This is a genomic window from Nonomuraea coxensis DSM 45129 (assembly GCF_019397265.1).
Taxonomy (GTDB): Bacteria; Actinomycetota; Actinomycetes; order Streptosporangiales; family Streptosporangiaceae; genus Nonomuraea; species Nonomuraea coxensis.
Genome location: NZ_CP068985.1, coordinates 4484853 through 4505530, shown reverse-complemented (window position 1 = coordinate 4505530; position 20678 = coordinate 4484853). Strand labels below are relative to the sequence as shown.

The window sequence follows — 20678 nt, the reverse complement described above, 5'->3', positions numbered from 1 at the left end:
GTGACCCCTCAGATGAGGAACGCCAGGGTGAAGAGCGCCTGCGCGCTGTCCACCAGGACGACCTTCTTGTAGGCGAGCCTGATGTCGTCGCCGGCGCGGCGCAGCCGGTAGGTGGCGCGCCCGGCCCACATGGTGGTGCCCCGCTCGCGCGACTCGACGATCAGGAAGTTGGCCCCGACGACGGTGTCGGTGCCCTCGACCGTGACGATCTCGACGTTGGAGATGAGCCGCCGCAGGTTGGACGGCGGCGACTGGGCGTAGCGCTTGCCCGTCTTCAACTGCTTGATCCGGGTGGCGATCCGGTGGCGGTTGTCGTAGATGACCGACATCTGCCGCTCGGGATCGGTGTCGTCACCCCCGGCGGGCACCCAGTAGAGCGCGTCGTCGGTCCACAGCGCCTCCCACCCGTCGTAGTCGTGCTCGTCGGCGAGCCGCGCCTCCCGGTAGAGGAACCGCTCGGCCTCACGGACGTCCAGGCCGATGTGCCCGGCCACGCCGCTCATCGCGCCTTCCCTTCCATCAGGCTCCGGTAGTGGGACCAGAAGCCGCGCATCCCGGTCTCGTCGTTGGCGGCGCCGATCCGGAAGCCGTTCTCGTCGATGCGCTCGCGGTGCGCGCCGCGCCGGATGTCGAGCCATTCGGGCACCCGCGCGGCCACGCCGCGCTGGTTGCGCTCGTACATCTCCGAGTCGTCGGCCAGCAGCATGCCCGCCGGTCCCACCGAGCCGATGCACTGCGACAGCAGCCGCCGGTTCATCTCCGGCGCGCCCTTGAGCTGGACGGCGGTGACGTTCTGCACGGTCTCGTCCACGGCCACCGGGTTGATCATGAAGACGCTGATCTCGGCGACGAACAGGTTGGGGAAGACCATGACGTGCGGAGCGCCCTCGATGAGGATCTCCTCGGCCTGTTCGCCGTGGAGCGCGCGCATCTTCGCGACGTAGTCGGGCACCCTGGCCTCGGACGTGCCGAACCAGTTCATCGGCTCCATCTTGCGGAACTCCGGGCGCAGGTCGTTCTCGCTGTGGCCGCCGCCGAGGTCGCGGGTGACCGCGGCCGACTTGTCGCTGTAGAGGGTCCCGATGTGGCTGCCGGTGACGCTGAACACCGAGCCGTGCACGAACTGCGGGTGGTAGCCGTCGGTCTCGTTCTCGACCAGCAGCTTCCAGTTGGCCTTGGCGCGGTGCTGGAGCCAGCCGGCGGTGAGCTCGATCTCCCCCTCCGGGGAGAGCCTCGCCAGCCGGTCGAGCTCGCCCGCCGCGGCGCCGAGGTGCTCCTTGAGGCTCGGGCCGTCGGCGGCGAAGCTGGCGAACACGAACCCCTGGTAGGTGTCCACCCGCGGCACCCGGCCGAGGTTCAGTGACAGCTTGCCCTTGCCGCCGTAGCCCTGGTTGTAGGGGTAGCCGAGCATCTCGCCGGTGTTGCGGTAGGTCCAGCCGTGGTACGGGCAGCGGAAGGTGCTGGAGTTGCCCCGCTGGTCCTCGCAGACCAGGTTGCCCCGGTGCGCGCACCGGTTGAGCAGCAGGCTCACCTCCCCGTCCTTGCTCCGGGTCATGATGACGTCCTGGGAGGCGACCTTCTTGCGGACGTAGTCGCCGGGCCGGGCGACCTCGCTCACGTGGCCGACGCACACCCAGGTGCGGTACCAGATCCTCTGGAGCTCCTCGGCGAAGATGTCCTGGTCGGTGTACAGCGAACCGTGCACCCTCTCGGGCTGGATCAGCTCCGAGTACTGGACGGTCACGACGTGCCTCCTTCGATGCGTTCCTTGGCCTGCTGGACAAGCCGGAATTTCTGGATCTTGCCGGTGGGGGTCGCCGGCAGTTCCGACGGCTCGGCGAAGAAGACGTGCTTGGGCACCTTGAACCGGGCCAGGTTCTCCTTGCAGAACGCGATGATCTCGCCGGCGTCGAGCGTCGCGCCCGGCTCGGGGACGACCCACACGCACCCGGTCTCGCCCCACCTGTCGTCGGGCACGCCGATGGCGTAGGCCTGGCTGACGCCCGGCAGCGCGGTGAGCAGGTCCTCGATCTCCTTGGGCATCACCAGCTCGCCGCCGCTCTTGTAGAGCTCCTTGCTGCGGCCGGTGATCTGGAGGTAGCCGTCCTCGCGGACGATGCCGAGGTCGCCGGAGAAGACCCAGCCGTCGCGGAGCGCGAGCGCGCTCTCCTCCGGCTTGTTCCAGAAGCCGAGCATGTGCGTCGGCCCGGTGGAGACCAGCTCGCCCTCGACGCCGGCCGGCAGGAACTCGCCGGTCAGCGGGTCGGCCGTCTTGTAGACGCAGAGGTCTCCGGGCATCCCGGCCACGCCGGCGAGCTTGGGCCGGCCCACGGTGTCCGAGGCCCGCTCCAGCGGGTCCTCCGGCAGGGACATGGTCATGGCGCCGCCGCACTCGGTCATGCCGTAGCCGGTGACCACCTCGGTGACGCCGAGCTCGGCCCGGACCTTCTCCCACAGCCACACCGGGGAGGGCGCGGCTCCGGACAGCACGGAGAAGAGCGAGGACAGGTCGCGCTTGAGCCGGTCGGGGTGCTCCAGGAGGGCCACCGTCATGGTGGGCACGCACAGGATCTCGGTGGCCCGATGGCGTTCGATGGCCTCGAAGTAGTCGGCCGGGCTGAAGGCGGTCCGCGGGATGATCGCCCCGCCCACCATCATGGCCGCCAGCAGGCCCTCGACGTAGCCGAACATGTGGTAGCAGGGCAGCGAGAACAGGATGCGGCGGCCGTCCTCGAACGCCCTGCTCAGCGCGGAGGCGTAGCCCGTGCGCTGCACCGCGTCGTGGGTCACCATGACGCCCTTGGGCGAGCCGGTGGTGCCGGAGGTGTAGAGGATGTCGCCGAGGTCGTCCGGGGCCCGCAGACCGGGCGCGGCGGCGCCGGGGTTGCGCCCGCCGAGCTCGCCGAGACCGTCCACGGTGAGGACGCCCTCACAGGTGCGGCCGTCGGTCGCCAGCAGCACGACGCTCCTCAGGTCGGGCAGCGCCTCGCTGCCGCCGCCGTCCCAGCCGGGGGCGACGCCGTCGAGCATCTCCAGGTAGTCGAGCCCGGCGAAGCCGGTCATGCTGATCAGCGCGTTGCACTGGGACTGGGCCAGGACGTACGCGAGCTCCTCCTGCCGGTACAGGTAGTTGAACGGGATCGCCACGGCGCCCGCCCGCGCGATGGCGAACTTCAGCGGGACGAACTCGAGGTAGTTGGCCATCAGCAGGCCGACCCGGTCACCGGGGCGGACCCCGAGCGCGACCAGGCCGTCGGCCAGCCGGGCGGCCCAGGCGGCGGTCTCGGCGTAGGTCAGGGTCCGATCGTCGGTCAGGACGAAGGGGCGCTCGCCGTACTCCGCCGCGCAGCGGTCGAGCCGGGCATCCAGGGTGAGCGGCGTCCACTCGGGGAACCGCTCGCTCAGCGACGCCCTGCGCTCGTCGACACTCGGAATCACGTGACCCTCCTAGAATTATTTAATCTTAATTAGATTAATTCGTCAAGGCGTGCGGATCCCCGCACGGACGCCGGTCAGCCGGCCGGCTTCAGCACGCCGTCCGCGATGGACGACCTGAGCGTGGGCTTGTGCGTCTTGCCGGTCGCGGTGAGCGGCAGGCCCTCGGTGAAGTACCAGTGCTGCGGCACCTTGTACGGCGACAGCCGCGCCCGGCAGTGGGCGGCCAGCTCCTCCTTGAGCTCCGCGCTCGCGGGCGCGCGCAGCACGACCGCCGCGCCGACCGTCTCCCCCCACCGGTCGTCCGGGACGCCCACGACCGCGGCGTCCACCACGGCCTCGTGCGCCATGAGGCACGACTCGATCTCGGCCGGGGCGATGTTCTCGCCGCCACGGATGATCAGGTCCTTGAGCCTGCCGGTGACGGTGACGACGCCCCGATCGTCCATGGTGCCGAGGTCGCCGGTGTGCACCCAGCCCTCGGCGTCGACGGCCAGCGCGGTCGCCTGGGGGTCGTCGAAGTACTCGATCATCTGCTGGTAGCCGCGGGCGCAGATCTCGCCCTCGACGCCCAGCGGCCGCACCTCTCCGGTGACCGGGTCCGCGATCTTGCAGTCGACCTGCGGTATGGGCCGCCCCACGGTGGTGACCAGGTCCTCGGGCGTGTCCGACTTGCGGGTCAGGGTGAGCACCGGGGCCAGCTCGGTCTGCCCGAACAGGTTGTGCACCGAGGCGCCGAACTCCCGCGCGACGGCGTCGATCACCGGGCCGGGGACGTTCGCCCCGCCGCCCACCACGGCGGTCAGCCGCGGCGTCGGCCCCGCTCCGGCGCGGGCGGCCTCCAGCACGGCGATCAGGATCGTCGGCACGTAGAACAGGACCGTGGCCCCCTCCCGCTCGATGAGGCGCAGCACCCCGGCGGGCTCGAACTTCTCGACCAGGAGCATGGTGCCGCCCAGCCACAGCGGCCCGAGCGTGGAGATCACGCACGCGGCGGTGTGGAACATGGGCAGCGGCGCGGCGCACACCGCCCCGGCGGGCACCTCGGCGGTCTCCACGGTCAGCTTCGCCACGTTGACCAGGGCCCGGTGCGACAGCAGGACGCCCTTGGGCCTGCCGGTCGTGCCCGAGGTGTACTGCAGCATGACCGCGGAGTCCGGGTCGATCTCCGGACCGGACCAGTCCCCCGGCTCGGCGGTCCAGCGCTCCCGGTCGGAGAGGCTGATCGTGTGCCGCAGCGCGGGGCAGCCGGGGGCGACCTCGGACGCGACCGCGGCCAGGTCGTAGTCGCGGCTGCGGTCGGCGTGCAGCAGCACCACGGCACGCGAGTGGTTCAGCGCGTAGCGGAGCTCGTCGGGGCGCAGCACCGGGTTCAGCGCCACCAGGACCACGCCGGCCAGCGCGGCGCCGTACTCGATGATCGGCCACTCCACGACGTTGGGCGCCCAGATCGCGACGTGCTCGCCCGGCTCGGCCAGCTTCGCCAGGCCGGCGGCCACCCGCCGCGCCTCGGCGTACAGCTGCGCGTAGCTGAGCCGGCGCTCCTCCCCCGTGCCGTGCGCGTGACCCACGAGGGCGAGGGTGCCGGCATGGGTACGGGCCCGCTCGGCGAGCAGGGAGCCGACGGTGTGATCGATCAGGGCCACGCTGGTGTCGCGCGGCCACAGGGACTCGCTGAGCGGCAGCGCCACCGTCGAGCCGGCATTGCGGTCAGTGGTCACAGGTCACACCCTCCTGGTACGAAGCTACCCACGCCGCAGGAGCACCGGCGACAAGGGCCGGCGGGCGAGGGTGACTCAGGTTACATAATTCGAATTAAAAAAATAAGGGGTCGTCTGCGGCCGTCGCCGTGGAGCGCCCCTGCGGCCGGGACGGTGCTACCTGCCGCGGAAGATCGGCGGGCGGCGTTCGTGGAAGGCGGCCACCCCCTCGGCGAAGTCGTCGGTGTCGAACAGGCGAACCTGGTTGTCGACCTCGCGCGCGAGCACCTCGTAGGGGTCGGACGGCCCCGCGACGAGCAGTTCCTTGATGGCGGCGAGAGCCAGCGGCGGCCCGGCGGCGAGCCGCTCGGCGTCCGCCAGCGCGGTCTCGAGCGCCGCACCGGGCTCGGCCAGGACGTCGGCCAGCCCCATCTCCACCGCTTCGGCTCCGCCGACCGCCCGGGGCAGCATGAGCAGCCGTCGCGCGGCGGCGAGCCCGGCACGGCGGCGCAGGGACCAGAAGACGCCGAGGTCACCGGCGAGCCCCACGCGCGTGAACGTCGGGTTGAACGTGGCGTCCGAGGCGGCGACCACCTGGTCGCAGGCCAGAGCCAGCGCCGCGCCGGCCCCGAAGGCGAAGCCCTCGACCGCCGCGAGCACGGGCTTGGGGCCGGACCAGATCGCGCGCACGATGCGCTGCGCGGCCTCCGCCCGCGGGCGGGTCCGCTCGGCGGGCTGGCGGCTCATGGTCGAGATGTCGCCGCCGGAGCAGAAGACGCCTCCCGCCCCGGTCAGCACGATCACCCGCACCCCGGCGTCGGCCATCGCCTCCTCGATCCGCTCGGCCAGCACGACCCGCAGTTCGAGGTCGATGGCGTTGCGCCGGCGGGGCCGGTTGAGTGTCAGCACCCGTACGGCACCGCGATCCGCGACGAGAACGCAGGCATCGCCGGCCTCCGCCTTCTGCGACATATTGCCTACCCAGGTTTTTGAATCTAATTTCAAATAATAGAGTAGCTGTGACCAGGACCGCGAGACAAGACCCCAGCAGTGAGGAGACGCCCATGACGATCGGCGAGCAGCCCGAGGACTGGACCGAGCCGGGCGCCCACCTGGTGAAGCCGGGAGTGCACCGCGTGCCGCTGCCGCTGCCCTCCAAGGACCTGCACGCGGTCAACGCCTACGTGATCGAGAGCCCCGAGGGGCCGGTGGTCATCGACTCCGGCTGGGCCATGCCGGAGACCGAGAAGTCGCTGGCCCACGCCCTCTCCACGCTCGGGCACCACCTGGCGGACGTCGCCTGCGTCCTGGTGACCCACGCCCACTGGGACCACTACTCCCAGGCCCTGGCGCTGCGCGGCGCGTTCGGCTCCCGGGTGCGGCTCGGGCGCGGCGAACGCCCCTGCGTCGAGGCGTTCGACCCCGCGAAGGGCCTCTACCCCCGCCAGATCGAGCTGCTGCGCGCCTGCGGCGCCCCCGCGCTCGCCGGCCGCGTCGCCACCCTGGAGCTCTCCTCCCACGAGCGGGACATGCCGTGGCAGTTCCCCGACAGCTGGCTGGACGACGGCGAGCGGGTCCGTCTCGGAGCGGTCGAGCTCGACGTGCTGGCCACGCCCGGGCACACCAGGGGGCACGTCGTGCTGCGCGACGCCGCGGCCGGCCTGCTCTTCGCCGGTGACCACGTGCTCCCGCACATCACCCCGTCCCTCGGGCTGGAGGTCGTCCCCTCGGCCAAGCCGCTGCGCAGCTACCTCGACTCCCTCCGGCTGCTCCAGGGGATGCCCGACGCGCTGCTGCTGCCCGCGCACGGGCCGGTCACCCCCAGCGTCCACACCCGGGTCGAGGAGCTGCTGGTCCATCACGAGGAGCGGCTGGAGGCCGCCGCCCGCGAGGTGAGGTCCGGGGCGCGGACGGCGTACGAGGTGGCGGCCGCGCTGCCGTGGACCCGCCGCGCGCGCAGGCTGGACGACCTCGACGTGATGGGGCAGATGCTGGCCGTGCTGGAGACCGACGCCCATCTGGACGTCCTCGCCGACCAGGGCGTGCTCGCCGCCGCCGACCAGGACGGCGTCCGGACCTACGCGCCGTCCTGAGGACCTGCGCGCCGTCCTGAGGACCTGCGCGCCGTCCTGACCGCGACCGCCGCGTGGCGGCCGGTCAGCCCGCCCTCACCGGGCGGGCGTCAGCGGCCGGTGAAGCGTGGGCTTCTGCGTTCGATGACGGCGGCCAGGCCCTCGCGCGCGTCCCGCGTCCCGGAGAGCTCGGCGACCGTGCGGGCCTCCTCGGGCAGCCTGGCCTCGACGTTCGCCCCGAGACCGTCCCAGATCAGGCGCTTGGCGGCCGCCAGGGCCTTGGGGGCGCCGCCGGCGAGCTCCCGGGCCAGCGCGAGCCCCTCGTCGGCCAGGGTGCCGGCGGGGACGACCCGGCTGATCAGGCCGATCTCCAGGGCCTCGGCGGCGGTGAGCACCGGGTTCGTCAGCACGATCTCCATCGCCTTGCGCAGGCCGACCAGCCGGCTGAGCGTGACGGAGACGCCGCCGTCGGGCGCCATGCCCACCCGGGTGGCTCCGGCCAGGAACTTCGCGGAGTCGGCGGCGATCACCAGGTCGGCCGCGCACACCAGGCCGAACCCGCCGCCGCCCGCGGCGAAGCCGTGCACGGCGGCGATCACCGGGGCCTGCAGGCGCATCAGCGCCGAGGTCGAGATCTGCAGCCACGAGGTGGCCTCGCGCAGGTAGTCGGGCAGGGCCTCGCCCTTGGCCGCGAAGGTCTTGACGTCGCCGCCGGCGCAGAAGTTCTTCCCCTCCCCGGTGAGCAGCACCGCGCGCACGTCCGGCTCGCCGTGGCAGCGCATGACCGCCGAGTAGAGCCCCTGCAGGAGCGGCACGTCCATCCCGTTGGAGGCCTCCGGGCGGTTGAGCCGCAGGCGGGCCACCCCGTCGTCGTCGAGGTCCAGCAGCACCGGGCCGGAGCCGATCAGTTCGCGTGTCACGTCAGGCTCCCTTGAAGGCGGCGATGCCCGCGGCCGCGGCCGCCTCGCCGAGATGGTCGAGCACGGTCTCCAGCTCCAGCGCGAGCCCTTCGGCCGGAGGCAGTTCCAGGCCGGCGTGCACCAGGTGCTTGACGCGCCGCGCGGCGTCACGGTCACGGCCGGCCAGCTTCGCGACGAACGCGGCCACCGCCTCGTCGAAGCCGTCGGCGGGCAGCGCGCGGTAGGCCAGCCCCCATGCGACGGCCTCGGCCGCGGTGAGTCGCTCGCCGGTGAGGATGTGGGCGAGGGCGCGCTGCCGCCCGACCAGCCGGGGCAGCCGCTGGGTGCTCCCCCCGCCGGGCACCTGCCCGAACCGGGCGTGGTTGTCGGCGATCTTGGCGTTCTCGTGCACCAGCACGATGTCGCAGGCCTGCATCAGTTCGAACCCGCCCGCCATCGCGTATCCCTCGACCACGGCCACGACCGGCACCGGGAGCCCGGGGATGGCGGCGCAGGCCCGGCCGAAGTGCTCGAACAGCGGCCGCATCGCCTCCCGGCCCCCGGCGCGCAGCCGTTCGAGCTCGTGGAAGTCCCCGCCGACGGAGAAGTTGCCTCCGGCCCCGCGCACCACGATGACGCCGGCCTGCCCGGCGAGCCGGACCAGCGCCTCCTCCAGCTCGCGGCCGAGCTCGACGGTGATGGCGTTCATCGCCTCAGGGCGGTTGAGCACCACGTGCCCCACCGCACCGTCCACCCGGGTCAGCACCACCCCGCTCACATGAGCCTCCCGCCGCCGACCTCGAGCACCGCGCCGGTCATGTAGCTCGCCAGGTCCGAGGCGAGGAACAGGACCGCGCCCGCGACCTCGCGCGGCTCGCCGGCCCGCTTCATCGGGATGTCGGCCTCACGGGCGGCGAAGACGTCGGGCGGCATCGCCTCGGTCATGGCGGTACGGATCAGCCCAGGCTGGACGGCGTTGACCCGGACGCCGCGATGGGCCAGCTCCTTGGCCGCGGCCTTGGTCAGGCCGACGATGCCGGCCTTGGCCGCGCTGTAGTTGGTCTGCCCGGGGTTGCCGGACTTGCCGGACAGGGAGGAGATGTTGATGATCGAGCCGGTCCCGGCCTCGCGCATCACCGCGGAGGCCGCGCGCACGCCCAGCCAGGTGCCGCGCAGATGGACGCCGATCACCGCGTCGAAGTCCTGCGTGGTCATCTTCCTCAGGGAGGCGTCCCTGGTGATGCCCGCGTTGTTGACCATGACGTGCAGCGCTCCGAAGCGCTCCACCGTCTCGGTGACCAGGGCGTCGACCTGGGCCTCGTCGGTGACGTCGCAGGCACGCGACCACACCGACTCCTCGTCGCCGAGCCCGGCCGCCGCGGCGGCCGCCTCCTCGGCGTCCCGGTCGGCCAGGACCACCCGGGCGCCGTGCTCGCGCAGCAGGCGGGCGATCTCCAGCCCGATCCCCCGCGCGGCCCCCGTCACGATCGCGGTGCGCCCCGCGACCAGTCCCGTGCCGGTCATGCGAAGTACCTCACGACCGACTCGGCCACGCACACCGGCTTCTGCCCGCCCTCGGCCTCGATGGTCGTGGACAGCACCGCCTGGACCGCGCCGTCCATCGGGGTGACCTCCACGAGCCGGGAGGTGGCCCGGAGCTTGGCGCCCACCCGGGCGGGCGCGGGGAAGCGCACCTTGTTGAGCCCGTAGTTGACCGCCATCCGGACCCCGTCGACCCGGTAGATCTGCTGGAAGAAGACCGGGAGCAGCGACAGCGTGAGGAAGCCGTGCGCGATCGTGCCCCCGAAGGGGCCGTCCTTGGCCCGCTCCACGTCGACGTGGATCCACTGGTGGTCGCCGGTCGCGTCGGCGAACCCGTCGACGCGCTCCTGCTCGACCGTGAGCCAGTCACTGGTGCCCAGTGTCTCGCCGCGCGCCTCGACGAGTTCGTCCAGGGTGGTGAAGATCCTCAAGTTTTCCTCCTGGTGGGTGCTGCACCTCGCGTACCGTGTTCTAATCTAGATTAAATAAGAAACTGACGACAACCGGTCCGATCCCGGTACGAAGGAGAGCAGCTGCATGGATCTTGGTCTCGCGGGCGCCCGAGTCCTGGTGACCGGGGGCGCCTCCAACATCGGCCGGGGGATCGTGCACGGGTTCGCCGCGGAAGGCGCCCGGGTCGCCATCTGTGACCTCGACGGCGAGCAGGCCGCCCGGGTCCGCGGCGAGGCGCTGGAGCGCGGCGCCGCCGCCGCCGAGGTGGTCCAGGCCGACCTGGCCGGAGAGGGAGCCGCCGCCCGCGCCGTCGGCCGCGTCCTGGAGCTCTGGGGCGGCATCGACGCGCTGGTGAGCAACGCGGGCATCAGCATCCCGGGGTTCATCGCCGAGCACACCGACCGGACGCAGTGGCAGCGCACCTTCGAGGTCAACCTGTTCGCCGCGATCGAAGGCACCCAGGCCGCGCTCGCGCCCATGCGCGAGGCCGGCGCCGGAGCCCTCGTCTACATCGCCAGCGACGCGGCGTTCGGCGAGATCCGCCAGGGGGTCTACGGAGCCTCCAAGGCCGGGATCGTGGCCCTGGCCAGGACCACCGCCAAGGAGCACGGCCGGCACGGCGTCCGCGCCAACGTCGTGTGCCCCGGCCTGGTCATCCCGCAGGGGCCGGAGGCCGTGGGCGCCACCAGCCTGTGGGCGGGCGGCCAGGACGCGATCTTCAACGAGCGGCAGGTCGACCACATGCTCAAGGCCACGCCGCTGCGCCGGCTGACCACCGCCGAGGACATCGCCGGCGCCGTGCTCTGGCTCGCCTCCCCCGCCGCCGCCCGCCAGGTGACCGGCCAGGTGATCTCGGTCAGCGGCGGCTACGCGATGCCCTGAGCATCGCCCCTGCCGCCCGATCCCCTCAATCTCCCCAATCATCCCGTACATGGAGGAAGACATGCCCGAGGCCTACATCGTCGATGCCGTCAGGACCGCCACCGGCCGGCGCGGCGGCGGATTCGCCGGCGTCCACCCCGCCGATCTCGGTGCCGCGCCGATCCGGGCGCTCGTCGAGCGCAACGACGTCGACCCCGAGGCGATCGAGGACGTCGTGTACGGCTGCATCGACGCCATCGGCTCGCAGGCCGGCGACATCGCCCGCACCGCGGCGCTCGTCGCCGGGCTGCCCGAGTCCGTCCCCGGCGTCACCATCGACCGGCAGTGCGGCTCGTCGCAGCAGGCGGTCCACTTCGCCGCCCAGGCCGTGATGAGCGGGACCACCGACCTGGTCATCGCCGGCGGCGTGCAGAAGATGAGCCAGTTCCCCATCCTGTCGTCGTTCGCCGCGGGCGAGCCGTACGGGGCGGTCGACCCGTGGACCGGCAGCAAGGGCTGGCAGGCGCGCTACGGCGACCAGGAGATCTCCCAGTTCCGCAGCGCCGAGACGATCGCCGAGGAGTGGGGCTTCTCCCGCGAGGACATGGAGCGCTTCGCCCTGGAAAGCCACCGGCGCGCCCTCACGGCACGCGAGGAGGGCCGCTTCGCCCGGGAGATCCTCGTCTGCGAAGGGGTGGAGCACGACGAGGGACCCCGCGCCGACACGACGCTGGAGAAGATGGCGGGGCTGAAGCCGCTGGCCCCCGGCGGACGGCTGACCGCGGCGGTCTCCAGCCAGATCTCCGACGCCTCCGCCGCGATGCTGATCGCCTCCGAGCGGGCCGTCAAGGAGCACGGCCTGGTGCCGAGGGCCCGGATCCACCACCTGTCGGTGCGCGGCGCCAGCCCGGTCAACCTCCTCGTCGCGCCGCTGCCGGCGACCGAGCACGCCCTGCGCAAGGCCGGCCTCACCATCGGCGACATCGACCTCGCCGAGGTCAACGAGGCGTTCGCCAGCGTGGTGCTGGCCTGGCAGAAGCACATCGGCGCCGACCCCGCCCGCGTGAACGTCAACGGCGGCGCGATCGCGCTCGGCCACCCCCTCGGCGCCTCCGGCGCCCGCATCATGACCACGCTGCTGCACGAGCTGGAGCGCACCGGCGGCCGGTACGGCCTGCAGACGATGTGCGAGGGCGGCGGCCAGGCCAACGTGACCATCATCGAGCGGCTGGGCTGAGCATGAGGCGAGAGCTCTACACCGAGGACCACGAGGAGTACCGGCAGACGGTTCGGGAGTTCCTGGCCCGCGAGGTGGTCCCCCACTACCGGCGCTGGGAGGAGGAGCGCCGCATGGACCGCGGCGTCCTGGCCGCGGCCCGCAGGCAGGGCATCGCCGGGCTCGAGGTCCCCGAGGAGTACGGCGGCGCCGGCGTGCAGGACTACCGCTACCGCATGGTGGTGTGCGAGGAGGTGGCCCGCGTCCACGCGACGACCTTCACGGTCACCCTGGGACTCCAGGACGACCTGGTCCTGAACTACCTGCTGGACCTCACCACCGAGGAGCAGAAGCGGCGCTGGCTGCCGGGGTTCGCGGGCGGCGACGTGATCGGCGCGCTGGCGATGACCGAGCCGGGCACCGGCAGCGACCTTCAGGGCATGCGGACGGCCGCCCGGCGCGACGGCGACTCCTGGCTGCTCACCGGGCAGAAGACGTTCATCAGCAGCGGGATCACCGCGGACCTGGTGATCGTGGCGGCCCGGACCGACCCGGAGGCGGGCTCGCGCGGGTACAGCCTGTTCGTCGTCGAGGACGGGATGCCCGGCTTCACCCGTGGCCGGCAGCTCGACAAGCTCGGGCTCCACGGCCAGGACACCGCGGAGCTGTTCTTCGAGGACGTCCGGCTGCCGCCTGAGAACCTGCTGGGCGCCGAGGGCCAGGGGCTGCGCTACCTGATGAGCCATCTGGCCCGCGAGCGGCTGGGGATCATCGCGCAGTCCATGACGGGCGCCCGTGCCGTCTACGAGCTGACCCGGGACTACTGTTTCCAGCGGGAGGCGTTCGGCAGGCGGATCGGCGACTTCCAGGCCACCCGCTTCGCCCTGGCGGAGATGGAGACCGAGCTGGACATCGCCCAGGCCTACACCGACCGGTGCGTGCTCGCCCACAACGCCGGCGAGCTGACGCCCGTGGACGCGGCCAAGGGCAAGTGGTGGATCAGCGAGCTGCAGAAGCGCGTGGTCGACCAGTGCCTGCAACTGCACGGCGGCTACGGCTACATGCTGGAGTACCCCGTCGCCCGGGCCTTCGCCGACACCAGGATCCAGACCATCTACGGCGGCACCACCGAGATCATGAAAGAGATCATCGGCCGGGACCTCGCCGCGCGATCCTGAGCTTCGCCCCCACCACACTTTCTCATCCAGATTCACAAGGCGGCCTCGGAGCCGCGCAGCGGCAGTACGAGAGGAGCCGAGATGACAGCACTGTCCGAAGAGGAGAAGGCGGTCGTGGAGACCGTGCGGGACTTCGTCGACCGCGAGGTCAGACCGGTGGCCCGCGAGCTGGAACACGCCGACGAGTACCCGGAGAAGCTCATCGAGCAGATGAAGCGGCTCGGCATCTTCGGGCTCGCCGTCCCCGAGCCCTACGGGGACGTTCTCGTCTCCACCGCGTGCTACGTGATGGTCACCGAGGAGCTGGCCCGCGGCTGGATGAGCCTGGCCGGCGCCATGGGCGGGCACACCGTGGTCGCCAAGCTCATCTCGGCCTTCGGCACCGAGGAGCAGAAGCAGCGCTACCTGCCGCGCATGGCCACCGGCGAGGTCCGCGCCACCATGGCGCTCACCGAGCCGGGCGGCGGCTCCGACCTGCAGGCCATGACCACCACGGCCCGGAGTTCCGGCGACGGTTACGTGATCAACGGCGCCAAGACGTGGATCACCAACTCCCGCCGCTCCCAGCTCATCGCCCTGCTCTGCAAGACCGACCCGGCCGCGCGGCCCACGCACAGCGGCATGAGCATCCTGCTCGTCGAGCACGGGCCCGGCCTGACCGTCTCCAAGGACCTGCCCAAGCTCGGTTACAAGGGCGTGGAGAGCTGCGAGCTCTCCTTCGACGACTACCACGCCCCCGCCTCCGCGGTGCTGGGCGGCGTCGAGGGCCGCGGCTTCGGCCAGATGATGAAGGGGCTGGAGACCGGCCGCATCCAGGTCGCCGCCCGCGCCCTCGGCGTCGGCCGGGCCGCGTTCGAGGACTCGCTGCGCTACGCGCAGGAGCGTGAGAGCTTCGGCAAGCCGATCTGGAAGCACCAGTCGATCGGCAACTACCTCGCCGACATGGCCACCAAGCTCACCGCCGCCCGCCAGCTCACCCTGCACGCCGCCGAACGACTCGACCTCGGGCAGCGCTGCGACATGGAGGCCGGCATGGCCAAGCTCTTCGCCTCCGAGACGGCCATGGAGATCGCGCTCAACTCCGTCCGCATCCACGGCGGCTACGGCTACTCCACCGAGTTCGACGTCGAGCGCTACTTCCGCGACGCCCCGCTCATGATCGTCGGTGAGGGCACCAACGAGATCCAGCGCAACGTCATCGCCTCCCAGCTCGTCCGCCGAGGGGGCCTGGACCTTTGACGCCGGGACACCCCTCAGCGCGCAGGGCCCGCAGGCAGAAGGCCGGGGACGGGGCGGCCCCGGCCGACGACGCCCCCTCCAAGTCCAGCCGCACCCGCGAGCGGATCCTCGACGCGGCCGCGCACGTGCTCAGCCGCAAGGGCTACGCGGGCACCCGCCTCGGCGACATCGCCGACCAGGCCCAGCTGCAGGCACCGGCCATCTACTACTACTTCGGCTCCCGTGACGAACTCATCGAGGAAGTCATGTGGACCGGAGCCCAGCGCGTCCGCGAACACGTCACCAAGGTCCTCGACGAACTCCCCGACGACACCACCCCCGTGGACCGCATCTGCGCCGCCGTCGAGGCCCACCTGCACCTCGAACTCGAACTGTCCGACTTCGCCACGGCCCTGATCCGCAACTCCGGACAGATGCCCGAACACCTGCGCACCCGGCAGCTCGCCGAGGAAGCCGCCTACGGCAAGCTGTGGCGCAACCTCTTCCAGGACCTCCACGAGGACGGCCGGCTGCGGCCCGACCTCGACGCCCGCACCGCGCAGCTGCTCGTCATCGGCGCGCTCAACTGGGCGGCCGAGTGGTGGAACCCCAGACGCGACACCTACGAGACGGTCCTCCGCACCGCCCAGTCCCTGGTCCGGCACGGCCTCAGCAGCCGATCACAACTGGCCGACGAGGCCGGGGACACCGCGCGCGGAACGACCCGTCGCACGTCCTGACCCGCCGGGGTTCCTCACCCTTCTTCCGTCCGTACGACCGATCCGACTGGAGTGTTGACGATGAGCGGTCCTCTGTCCGGCGTCAAAGTGCTGGAACTCGGCGGCATCGGGCCCGGCCCGTTCGCCGGGATGATGCTGGCCGACCTGGGCGCCGACGTGGTGCGCGTCGACCGGCCAGGAGGCGGCGCCTTCTTCCCCGGCATGGAGCACCTGGACCTGCTGAACCGCGGCAAGAGATCGGTGGTCCTCGATCTCAAACGGCCCGAGGCGGTGGCGGCCGTGCTGTCGATGGCGGCCGTGGCCGACGTGCTCATCGAGGGCTACCGTCCCGGTGTCGCCGAGCGGCTGGGGCTGGGCCCCGAAGCCTGCCACGCGCGCAACCCCCGCCTGGTGTACGGCCGGATGACCGGCTGGGGGCAGGACGGCCCGATGGCGCAGCAGGCGGGCCACGACATCGGCTACATCGCGCTGACCGGGGCCCTGCACGCCATCGGCGCGGCGGGAGGGCCGCCGCAGATCCCGGTCAACCTGCTCGGCGACTTCGGCGGGGGCGGCAACTACCTGGTCATCGGCGTGCTGGCGGCGCTGCGCGAGGCGGACCGCTCCGGGCAGGGGCAGGTCGTCGACGCCGCGATCGTGGACGGCACCGCGCACCTTCTGGCCGGCACCCACATGATGCTCGCCACCGGCACGTGGGCGGACGAGCGCGGCGTCAACCTGCTGGACGGCGGTGCGCCCTTCTACGCGGTGTACGAGACCGCCGACGGCCGGCACATGGCCGTCGGCGCGCTGGAGCCCAAGTTCTACGCGGAACTGCTGGCCGTGCTGGAGCTCGACGAGGACCCGGCGCGCCAGCACGACAAGGCGCACTGGCCCGCTCTGCGCGACAAGCTCGCGGCCGCCTTCGCGAGCAGGAGCCAGGCGGAGTGGTCGGCGGTCTTCGCCGGGTCCGACGCCTGCGTGGCGCCGGTGGTCAGCCTGCGCGAGGCCGCCGACCATCCGCACATCAAGGCGCGTGGATCCATCGTGGAGCACGAGGGACTGCTGCAGCCCGCCCCGGCGCCCCGCTTCTCCCGGACGCCCACCGCGCTGGGCACGCCGCCGCCGGCGCCGGGCCGGCACACGCTCGAAGTCCTGGAGGAGTGGGGCGTCGCCGACGCCGCAGCCGGCTGAGGGCCGGTCAGCCCATCGAGATGAGGATGGGCGCGACGTATCGCCCACGGTCGCCCGGGTGGCGGCGGGCTCCGTGGACCATCGTCGGCAGGGCCGCGGGTCCCTCCGCGGGCCCCAGCCCGGTGAGCCACGGGCGCAGCCCCGGATAGGCGTCCAGCAGGTCGATCCGCACGTCGCGGTCGGAGCCGTGGGCGGCGGCCAGGATCAGCTCGCGGGCCGCTTCCTCCGAGGGTGAGACGACGGGGCCGATGACGCGGTGCGGGCCGGCGTTCCAGGCCACGGCGAAGCCGCCGTCGGTGACGACCGTACGCTCGGCCGTGGCCAGCAGCGCGGTCAGCGCCCTGCTCCGGTCGGCGCCGGTGACCTCGGCGTCCAGGTCGAGGAGCGCGGCGTGGTCCTCCGGTGTCGCCACGCGGACTCCGGGCGAGCACGCCGCCCCCTCCATCGGGCCCATGGTGATCGTCAGGCTGCCCGTGGGCCGGAAACCCAGCCGCTCGTAGACGGGGCGCCCGAACCGGGTCGCGGTCAGCTCCACGACGCGGTCACCGGCGACGTGCAGGGCGTGCTCCATCAGCCGCGTACCGAGCCCTTGCCTGCCGTACCTGCCGGCGACCAGCATCATGCCGACGCCGGCCAGCGAGTCACCGTAGCGGGTCACCACCACGCACCCCGCCAGGCCGTCGCCGTCGGCCGCGTCGACGGCGTAGACCTCGCCTGCCTCGAACATCAGCCGCCATTTGGCCTCGTCGGTGGACCACCCGCGATCGCTTTCCAGCCGCTGGCACAGGGGCAGTTCCGCCGGATCGAGAAGTCGAATGTCAGTCACGCGCAAGAACCTACTCCGCCGGCCGCTCCGGCCCAGCCCCGGCCGCCCTGGCTGGATCCGCCGGCACAGCCGGGGCCGGTCAGGACCTTGCCGCCGTCCGCCGCGGCGGGCGGGCAGGGACGGAGGCTCCGTCACGGTAAAGTTCTGGCGGACCTTCTACAGGGGTGGACGGCACGTGTGAGCAAGGCTGATGAGCTGATCGGCGCGGCGTTGGAGGCGCTTGCGCGTGCGGATGAGGCGGCCTTCGACTCCGCCGCCGCCTTCCTGGCCGACCGGGACGACGCCGATCGGGTGCTGGTGGAGGTCGTGACCCGTACGGTGTCGGGGTTGTGGCGGAACGGCTGGCAGCCCGCCGACGTGGTCAGGATCGCGGCCAGGCGGCTGAGCGACTGGCACGGGCGGGCGGCGGCCGACCTCATCGCCTGGGAGCTGCGCGGCTACGCGCCGGCCACGGTGGATGAGCGCTGGCGCGGCCAGCTCGCCGGCCTGCAGGCCGCGGTGTGGTGGACGGGCGGCTACCTGGCGGCGCGGCAGGCGCGCGACGGGGCCGGCCGGTTGGTGACCGTCTCCGGTGTGCTGGAACTGCTGGGGTTGCTGACCGGGCTGCCCCGGCTGGAGTCGTTGGGCCCGCCGCCGGGGGCCGCTCGCCGTACGGTCCTGGCACGCTCGCACACGGTCAGCGAGAAGACGTTGGCGCGGGTGCGGGCGCTGCTGGCCAAGGCGGAGTCGACGACGTACGAGGCGGAGGCGCGGACGTTCACGTCGGCGGCGCAGAGCCTGATGGCGAAGTACAGCATCGACGCGGCGATGCTCGACGCGCAGCCAGGCGGGGGTGAGGCCCCGGGAGGCATCCGGGTCGGCATCGACGCGCCGTACGAGCAGCCCAAGGCCGTGCTGCTCAACCTCGTCGCCGAGGCCAACAGGTGCCGGGTGATCTGGTCCGAGGAGCTGGGGTTCGCCACCGTGCTGGGGTTCGCGGCGGACCTGTCGTGGGTGGAGATGCTGTTCACCTCGCTGCTGGTGCAGGCGCAGACCGCGCTGGTGAACACGGGCACCAGGAAGCACGGCACCGGCCGGTCGAAGAACAGGACGTTCCGCCAGTCGTTCCTGTCGGCGTTCGCCTCCAGGATCGGGGAGCGGCTCGCCGAGGCCACGGCGGCCGCGGTCGCGCAGGAGAGCGCCGGCAGGGGCGCCGACCTGGTGCCGGTGCTGGCGGCCCGCGAACAGCAGGTGGAGCAGGCGGTCGAGCGCATGTTCCCGAACCTGGTCTCGCACGCGGTCCGCACGTCCTGGGACCGGGAGGGCTGGGCGGCCGGCCGTACCGCCGCCGATCAGGCGAGCCTCGGGACACGTGACCGATAGCGCTTGTTCCCCGGACCTGACTGGTGATTTCCCCGATGCACGGGGGGCGGCCCCCGTCGGAGACTGGCGTCTGTTCCCCGCCGCCGTCCTCCGAGGAGGAGATCCAGCATGTTCGAGCGACTTCGCCACGGCCTGTCGCGGGCCGTGGCCATCTGGGGGGCGGCGGTCCTCCTGCTGCCCACCGCCCCCGCGCGGGCGGATGCGGCGGCGGTCAGCGTCGCCGAGATCCCGGCCGGCGCGGGCCAGGGCAGGATCATCGGGGCCACCGTGACCGACCTCGCCGCCCGCGGGTACGAGGAGCGCGAGTTCCTGATGAGCGGCAGCGCCGACACCTTCCAGAAGACCGGCACCTGGTACTCCAACGGCCAGTGGGGTGCCCGCCGCAGCGGCACCGTCCAGGCGTACACCACCCGGCTGCTCGTCGAGCGGCCGGCCGACCCCGCCCGGTTCAACGGCACCGTCATCATGGAATGGCTGAACGTCAGCTTCGGGGTGGACATCGGCGTGGAGTGGTCGCAGTCGCACGAGTTGTACACCCGCGCCGGGTACGCCTACGTCGGCGTCACCACGCAGAAGGTCGGCGCCGACAAGCTCAGGAGCCTCGACCCCGCCCGCTACGGGCAGGTCTCGCTGGCCTCGGACGCGTTGTCGTACTCGATCTTCGCGCAGGCCGCCGAGGCGGTGCGGGCGCACGCGCCGGCGCTGCTGGGGACGGGCGCGCCCGCGAAGGTCCTGGCCGCGGGCCACTCGCAGTCCGCCGGACGCCTGGCCACCTTCGCGAACGCGATCCAGCCGATCATCCCCGCCTATGACGGGTTCCTCATCCACGGACGGGGCGCCGGCGCCGCGCCCATCGGGGACGGGGTCATCGCCCTGCCCCTCACCGCCAGGATCCGCACCGACACCGCCGTCCCCGTCTTCCAGGTCGAGTCCGAGACCGACGTCAGGACGTTCGCCGACGCCCGCCAGTCCGACGGCGCCCGCATCCGGACGTGGGAGGTCGCCGGCACCGCGCACGCCGACGCGTACGGACTGGCCCAGTACAACGCCCAGAACGCGCGCGACCGCGCCATCAACGACGGGCGTCCCATCTCCTGCGACCGGCCGGTCAACGCCATGACCTGGCGGTACGCGTCCAACGCCGCCTACCACCACCTCGACCGGTGGGTGCGCGGGCTGGGCGCGCCACCCTCGGGGCCGCAGATCAGCCTGCTGCTCGGCACCATCCGGCGCGACGGTGACGGCAACGCGCTCGGCGGCGTGCGGCTGCCCGACCTGGACGCGCCGCTGGCCGCCTACGGGCCGACCAACAGCGGCGGCGAGATCACGGGCGCGTGCCTGCTGCTCGGCTCCACCACCCCGTTCAGCAGTGCCCGGTTGCTCCAGCTCTATCCCACCCGGCAGGACTACGTCACCGCCTTCACCCGGGCCGCCGACCGGTCCCTCGCCGCCGGCCACCTCCTGCCCGCCGACCACGCCGAGGCCGTCGCGCGGGCCCACGCCACCCCGATCCCCTGACGGCTCTGAGCTTTCCCGGGGCGGACCCACGGCTTCTGCTGCCCCCACTGCCGCGGCCCCTGCACCAAGGGGCCGCGGCAGGCGTTCTGGCCGCCCCCGCCTCGCCGCTTCAGGAGGACGGGGCCAGGCGGCTCGGGGCCGGGTTGCCGACCTGCTGGAAGATCACGGATGAGCGGAAGCCGGTGACCTCGCGGCGTTTGCTCAGCCGGTCGAGGAGGAAGGCGTGCAGGGCGTCGAGGTCGGGCACGCCGACGTGCAGCAGGAAGTCGTCGCCGCCGGACAGGACGAAGACGCTGAGCACCTCCGGCATCTTCGCGGCTGACGCCTTGAACGCGTCGATGACGTCCCGGCTCAACGGCCGGACCTGCACGGCGACCATCGCCTGCACGCCGCGGTTCAGCACGGCGGGGTCGATCTCGGCGTGTTGACGCGCTCTCCGGCCTGAAGGTCGGCGATTCAGCCCGTGCCGCACGTGCGGCACCTCT

At 72.4% G+C, this 20678-nt stretch carries 20 protein-coding genes; 9 read left to right on the top strand and 11 right to left on the bottom strand.

Annotated features, from left to right (window positions below):
- Positions 1-8: 8 nt before the first annotated feature.
- The 5 genes from Nocox_RS21000 to Nocox_RS20980 all read right to left on the bottom strand — a co-directional run bounded on the left by Nocox_RS21000 (position 9) and on the right by Nocox_RS20980 (position 6107).
- Entirely contained in the window at positions 9-503 is a 495-nt protein-coding gene (locus tag Nocox_RS21000) for an aromatic-ring-hydroxylating dioxygenase subunit beta (RefSeq protein ID WP_020543193.1), read from the bottom strand.
- Positions 500-1744, bottom strand: a complete 1245-nt coding sequence (locus tag Nocox_RS20995; RefSeq protein ID WP_020543194.1) for an aromatic ring-hydroxylating oxygenase subunit alpha — start codon at positions 1742-1744, stop codon at positions 500-502. Before Nocox_RS20995 ends, Nocox_RS21000 begins: the two co-directional genes overlap by 4 nt.
- Positions 1741-3438, bottom strand: a complete 1698-nt coding sequence (locus tag Nocox_RS20990; protein ID WP_020543195.1) for a class I adenylate-forming enzyme family protein — start codon at positions 3436-3438, stop codon at positions 1741-1743. Before Nocox_RS20990 ends, Nocox_RS20995 begins: the two co-directional genes overlap by 4 nt.
- 74 nt (positions 3439-3512) lie before the next feature.
- Positions 3513-5156 carry a class I adenylate-forming enzyme family protein gene (locus tag Nocox_RS20985; protein ID WP_020543196.1) on the bottom strand — a complete coding sequence of 548 codons (1644 nt, stop codon included), beginning with the start codon at positions 5154-5156 and terminating at the stop codon, positions 3513-3515.
- A 156-nt stretch (positions 5157-5312) separates the two neighbouring features.
- On the bottom strand, positions 5313-6107 hold the full coding sequence (locus Nocox_RS20980; protein WP_020543197.1) for an enoyl-CoA hydratase/isomerase family protein: 795 nt from the start codon (positions 6105-6107) through the stop codon (positions 5313-5315).
- A gap of 92 nt (positions 6108-6199) precedes the next feature.
- Here Nocox_RS20980 and Nocox_RS20975 point away from each other — a divergent pair, with 92 nt between their 5' ends.
- Positions 6200-7228 (top strand): MBL fold metallo-hydrolase, encoded by a 1029-nt coding sequence (locus Nocox_RS20975; RefSeq protein ID WP_020543198.1) that lies wholly within the window; start codon positions 6200-6202, stop codon positions 7226-7228.
- An 89-nt stretch (positions 7229-7317) separates the two neighbouring features.
- Here Nocox_RS20975 and Nocox_RS20970 read toward each other — a convergent pair whose 3' ends face one another.
- From Nocox_RS20970 to Nocox_RS20955, 4 genes are read right to left on the bottom strand one after another with little or no spacing between them, the layout of a single operon-like run.
- A complete protein-coding gene (locus tag Nocox_RS20970; RefSeq protein ID WP_020543199.1) occupies positions 7318-8127 on the bottom strand; it encodes an enoyl-CoA hydratase/isomerase family protein in 810 nt (269 codons plus the stop codon).
- A gap of 1 nt (position 8128) precedes the next feature.
- Positions 8129-8884: an enoyl-CoA hydratase/isomerase family protein gene (locus Nocox_RS20965; RefSeq protein WP_020543200.1), complete on the bottom strand. Its 756-nt coding sequence runs from the start codon at positions 8882-8884 to the stop codon at positions 8129-8131.
- Entirely contained in the window at positions 8881-9630 is a 750-nt protein-coding gene (fabG, locus tag Nocox_RS20960) for a 3-oxoacyl-ACP reductase FabG (protein WP_020543201.1), read from the bottom strand. Before fabG ends, Nocox_RS20965 begins: the two co-directional genes overlap by 4 nt.
- Complete coding sequence (locus Nocox_RS20955; protein WP_020543202.1) at positions 9627-10079, bottom strand: MaoC family dehydratase; 453 nt, start codon at positions 10077-10079, stop codon at positions 9627-9629. The genes fabG and Nocox_RS20955 overlap by 4 nt, the downstream gene beginning before the upstream one ends.
- 106 nt (positions 10080-10185) lie before the next feature.
- Between Nocox_RS20955 and Nocox_RS20950 the strand changes: the two genes are divergently transcribed.
- From Nocox_RS20950 to Nocox_RS20925, 6 genes are all read left to right on the top strand, one after another.
- Positions 10186-10983, top strand: a complete 798-nt coding sequence (locus Nocox_RS20950) for an SDR family NAD(P)-dependent oxidoreductase (protein WP_026214342.1) — start codon at positions 10186-10188, stop codon at positions 10981-10983.
- A gap of 61 nt (positions 10984-11044) precedes the next feature.
- Positions 11045-12199: an acetyl-CoA C-acetyltransferase gene (locus tag Nocox_RS20945; protein WP_020543204.1), complete on the top strand. Its 1155-nt coding sequence runs from the start codon at positions 11045-11047 to the stop codon at positions 12197-12199.
- Between the two features lie 2 nt (positions 12200-12201).
- Positions 12202-13356 (top strand): acyl-CoA dehydrogenase family protein, encoded by a 1155-nt coding sequence (locus Nocox_RS20940; RefSeq protein WP_020543205.1) that lies wholly within the window; start codon positions 12202-12204, stop codon positions 13354-13356.
- Between the two features lie 81 nt (positions 13357-13437).
- Positions 13438-14595 (top strand): acyl-CoA dehydrogenase family protein, encoded by a 1158-nt coding sequence (locus tag Nocox_RS20935; RefSeq protein WP_020543206.1) that lies wholly within the window; start codon positions 13438-13440, stop codon positions 14593-14595.
- Positions 14592-15314, top strand: coding sequence for a TetR/AcrR family transcriptional regulator (locus Nocox_RS20930; RefSeq protein WP_020543207.1), 723 nt, complete (start codon positions 14592-14594; stop codon positions 15312-15314). Before Nocox_RS20935 ends, Nocox_RS20930 begins: the two co-directional genes overlap by 4 nt.
- A 60-nt stretch (positions 15315-15374) precedes the next feature.
- Complete coding sequence (locus Nocox_RS20925) at positions 15375-16487, top strand: CaiB/BaiF CoA transferase family protein (protein WP_033408992.1); 1113 nt, start codon at positions 15375-15377, stop codon at positions 16485-16487.
- A 7-nt stretch (positions 16488-16494) separates the two neighbouring features.
- Here Nocox_RS20925 and Nocox_RS20920 read toward each other — a convergent pair whose 3' ends face one another.
- Positions 16495-17313, bottom strand: a complete 819-nt coding sequence (locus Nocox_RS20920; protein WP_026214343.1) for a GNAT family N-acetyltransferase — start codon at positions 17311-17313, stop codon at positions 16495-16497.
- Positions 17314-17490: 177 nt separating this feature from the next.
- On the opposite strand from Nocox_RS20920, the gene Nocox_RS20915 reads away from it, so the two are divergent.
- A complete protein-coding gene (locus Nocox_RS20915; protein WP_020543210.1) occupies positions 17491-18675 on the top strand; it encodes a DUF2786 domain-containing protein in 1185 nt (394 codons plus the stop codon).
- 108 nt (positions 18676-18783) lie between these two features.
- On the top strand, positions 18784-20193 hold the full coding sequence (locus tag Nocox_RS20910) for an alpha/beta hydrolase domain-containing protein (RefSeq protein ID WP_020543211.1): 1410 nt from the start codon (positions 18784-18786) through the stop codon (positions 20191-20193).
- A 109-nt stretch (positions 20194-20302) separates the two neighbouring features.
- Here the strand turns inward: Nocox_RS20910 and Nocox_RS20905 are convergent, their stop codons facing one another.
- Positions 20303-20596, bottom strand: a complete 294-nt coding sequence (locus Nocox_RS20905) for an Lrp/AsnC family transcriptional regulator (protein ID WP_020543212.1) — start codon at positions 20594-20596, stop codon at positions 20303-20305.
- Between the last annotated feature and the right edge of the window lie 82 nt (positions 20597-20678).

Coding starts and splice junctions, on each gene's coding strand:
- Nocox_RS21000 (WP_020543193.1), bottom strand. CDS start 503: ATGAGCGGCGTGGCCGGGCACATCGGCCTGGACGTCCGTGAGGCCGAG.
- Nocox_RS20980 (WP_020543197.1), bottom strand. CDS start 6,107: ATGTCGCAGAAGGCGGAGGCCGGCGATGCCTGCGTTCTCGTCGCGGAT.
- Nocox_RS20975 (WP_020543198.1), top strand. CDS start 6,200: ATGACGATCGGCGAGCAGCCCGAGGACTGGACCGAGCCGGGCGCCCAC.
- fabG (WP_020543201.1), bottom strand. CDS start 9,630: ATGACCGGCACGGGACTGGTCGCGGGGCGCACCGCGATCGTGACGGGG.
- Nocox_RS20950 (WP_026214342.1), top strand. CDS start 10,186: ATGGATCTTGGTCTCGCGGGCGCCCGAGTCCTGGTGACCGGGGGCGCC.
- Nocox_RS20945 (WP_020543204.1), top strand. CDS start 11,045: ATGCCCGAGGCCTACATCGTCGATGCCGTCAGGACCGCCACCGGCCGG.
- Nocox_RS20940 (WP_020543205.1), top strand. CDS start 12,202: ATGAGGCGAGAGCTCTACACCGAGGACCACGAGGAGTACCGGCAGACG.
- Nocox_RS20935 (WP_020543206.1), top strand. CDS start 13,438: ATGACAGCACTGTCCGAAGAGGAGAAGGCGGTCGTGGAGACCGTGCGG.
- Nocox_RS20925 (WP_033408992.1), top strand. CDS start 15,375: ATGAGCGGTCCTCTGTCCGGCGTCAAAGTGCTGGAACTCGGCGGCATC.
- Nocox_RS20910 (WP_020543211.1), top strand. CDS start 18,784: ATGTTCGAGCGACTTCGCCACGGCCTGTCGCGGGCCGTGGCCATCTGG.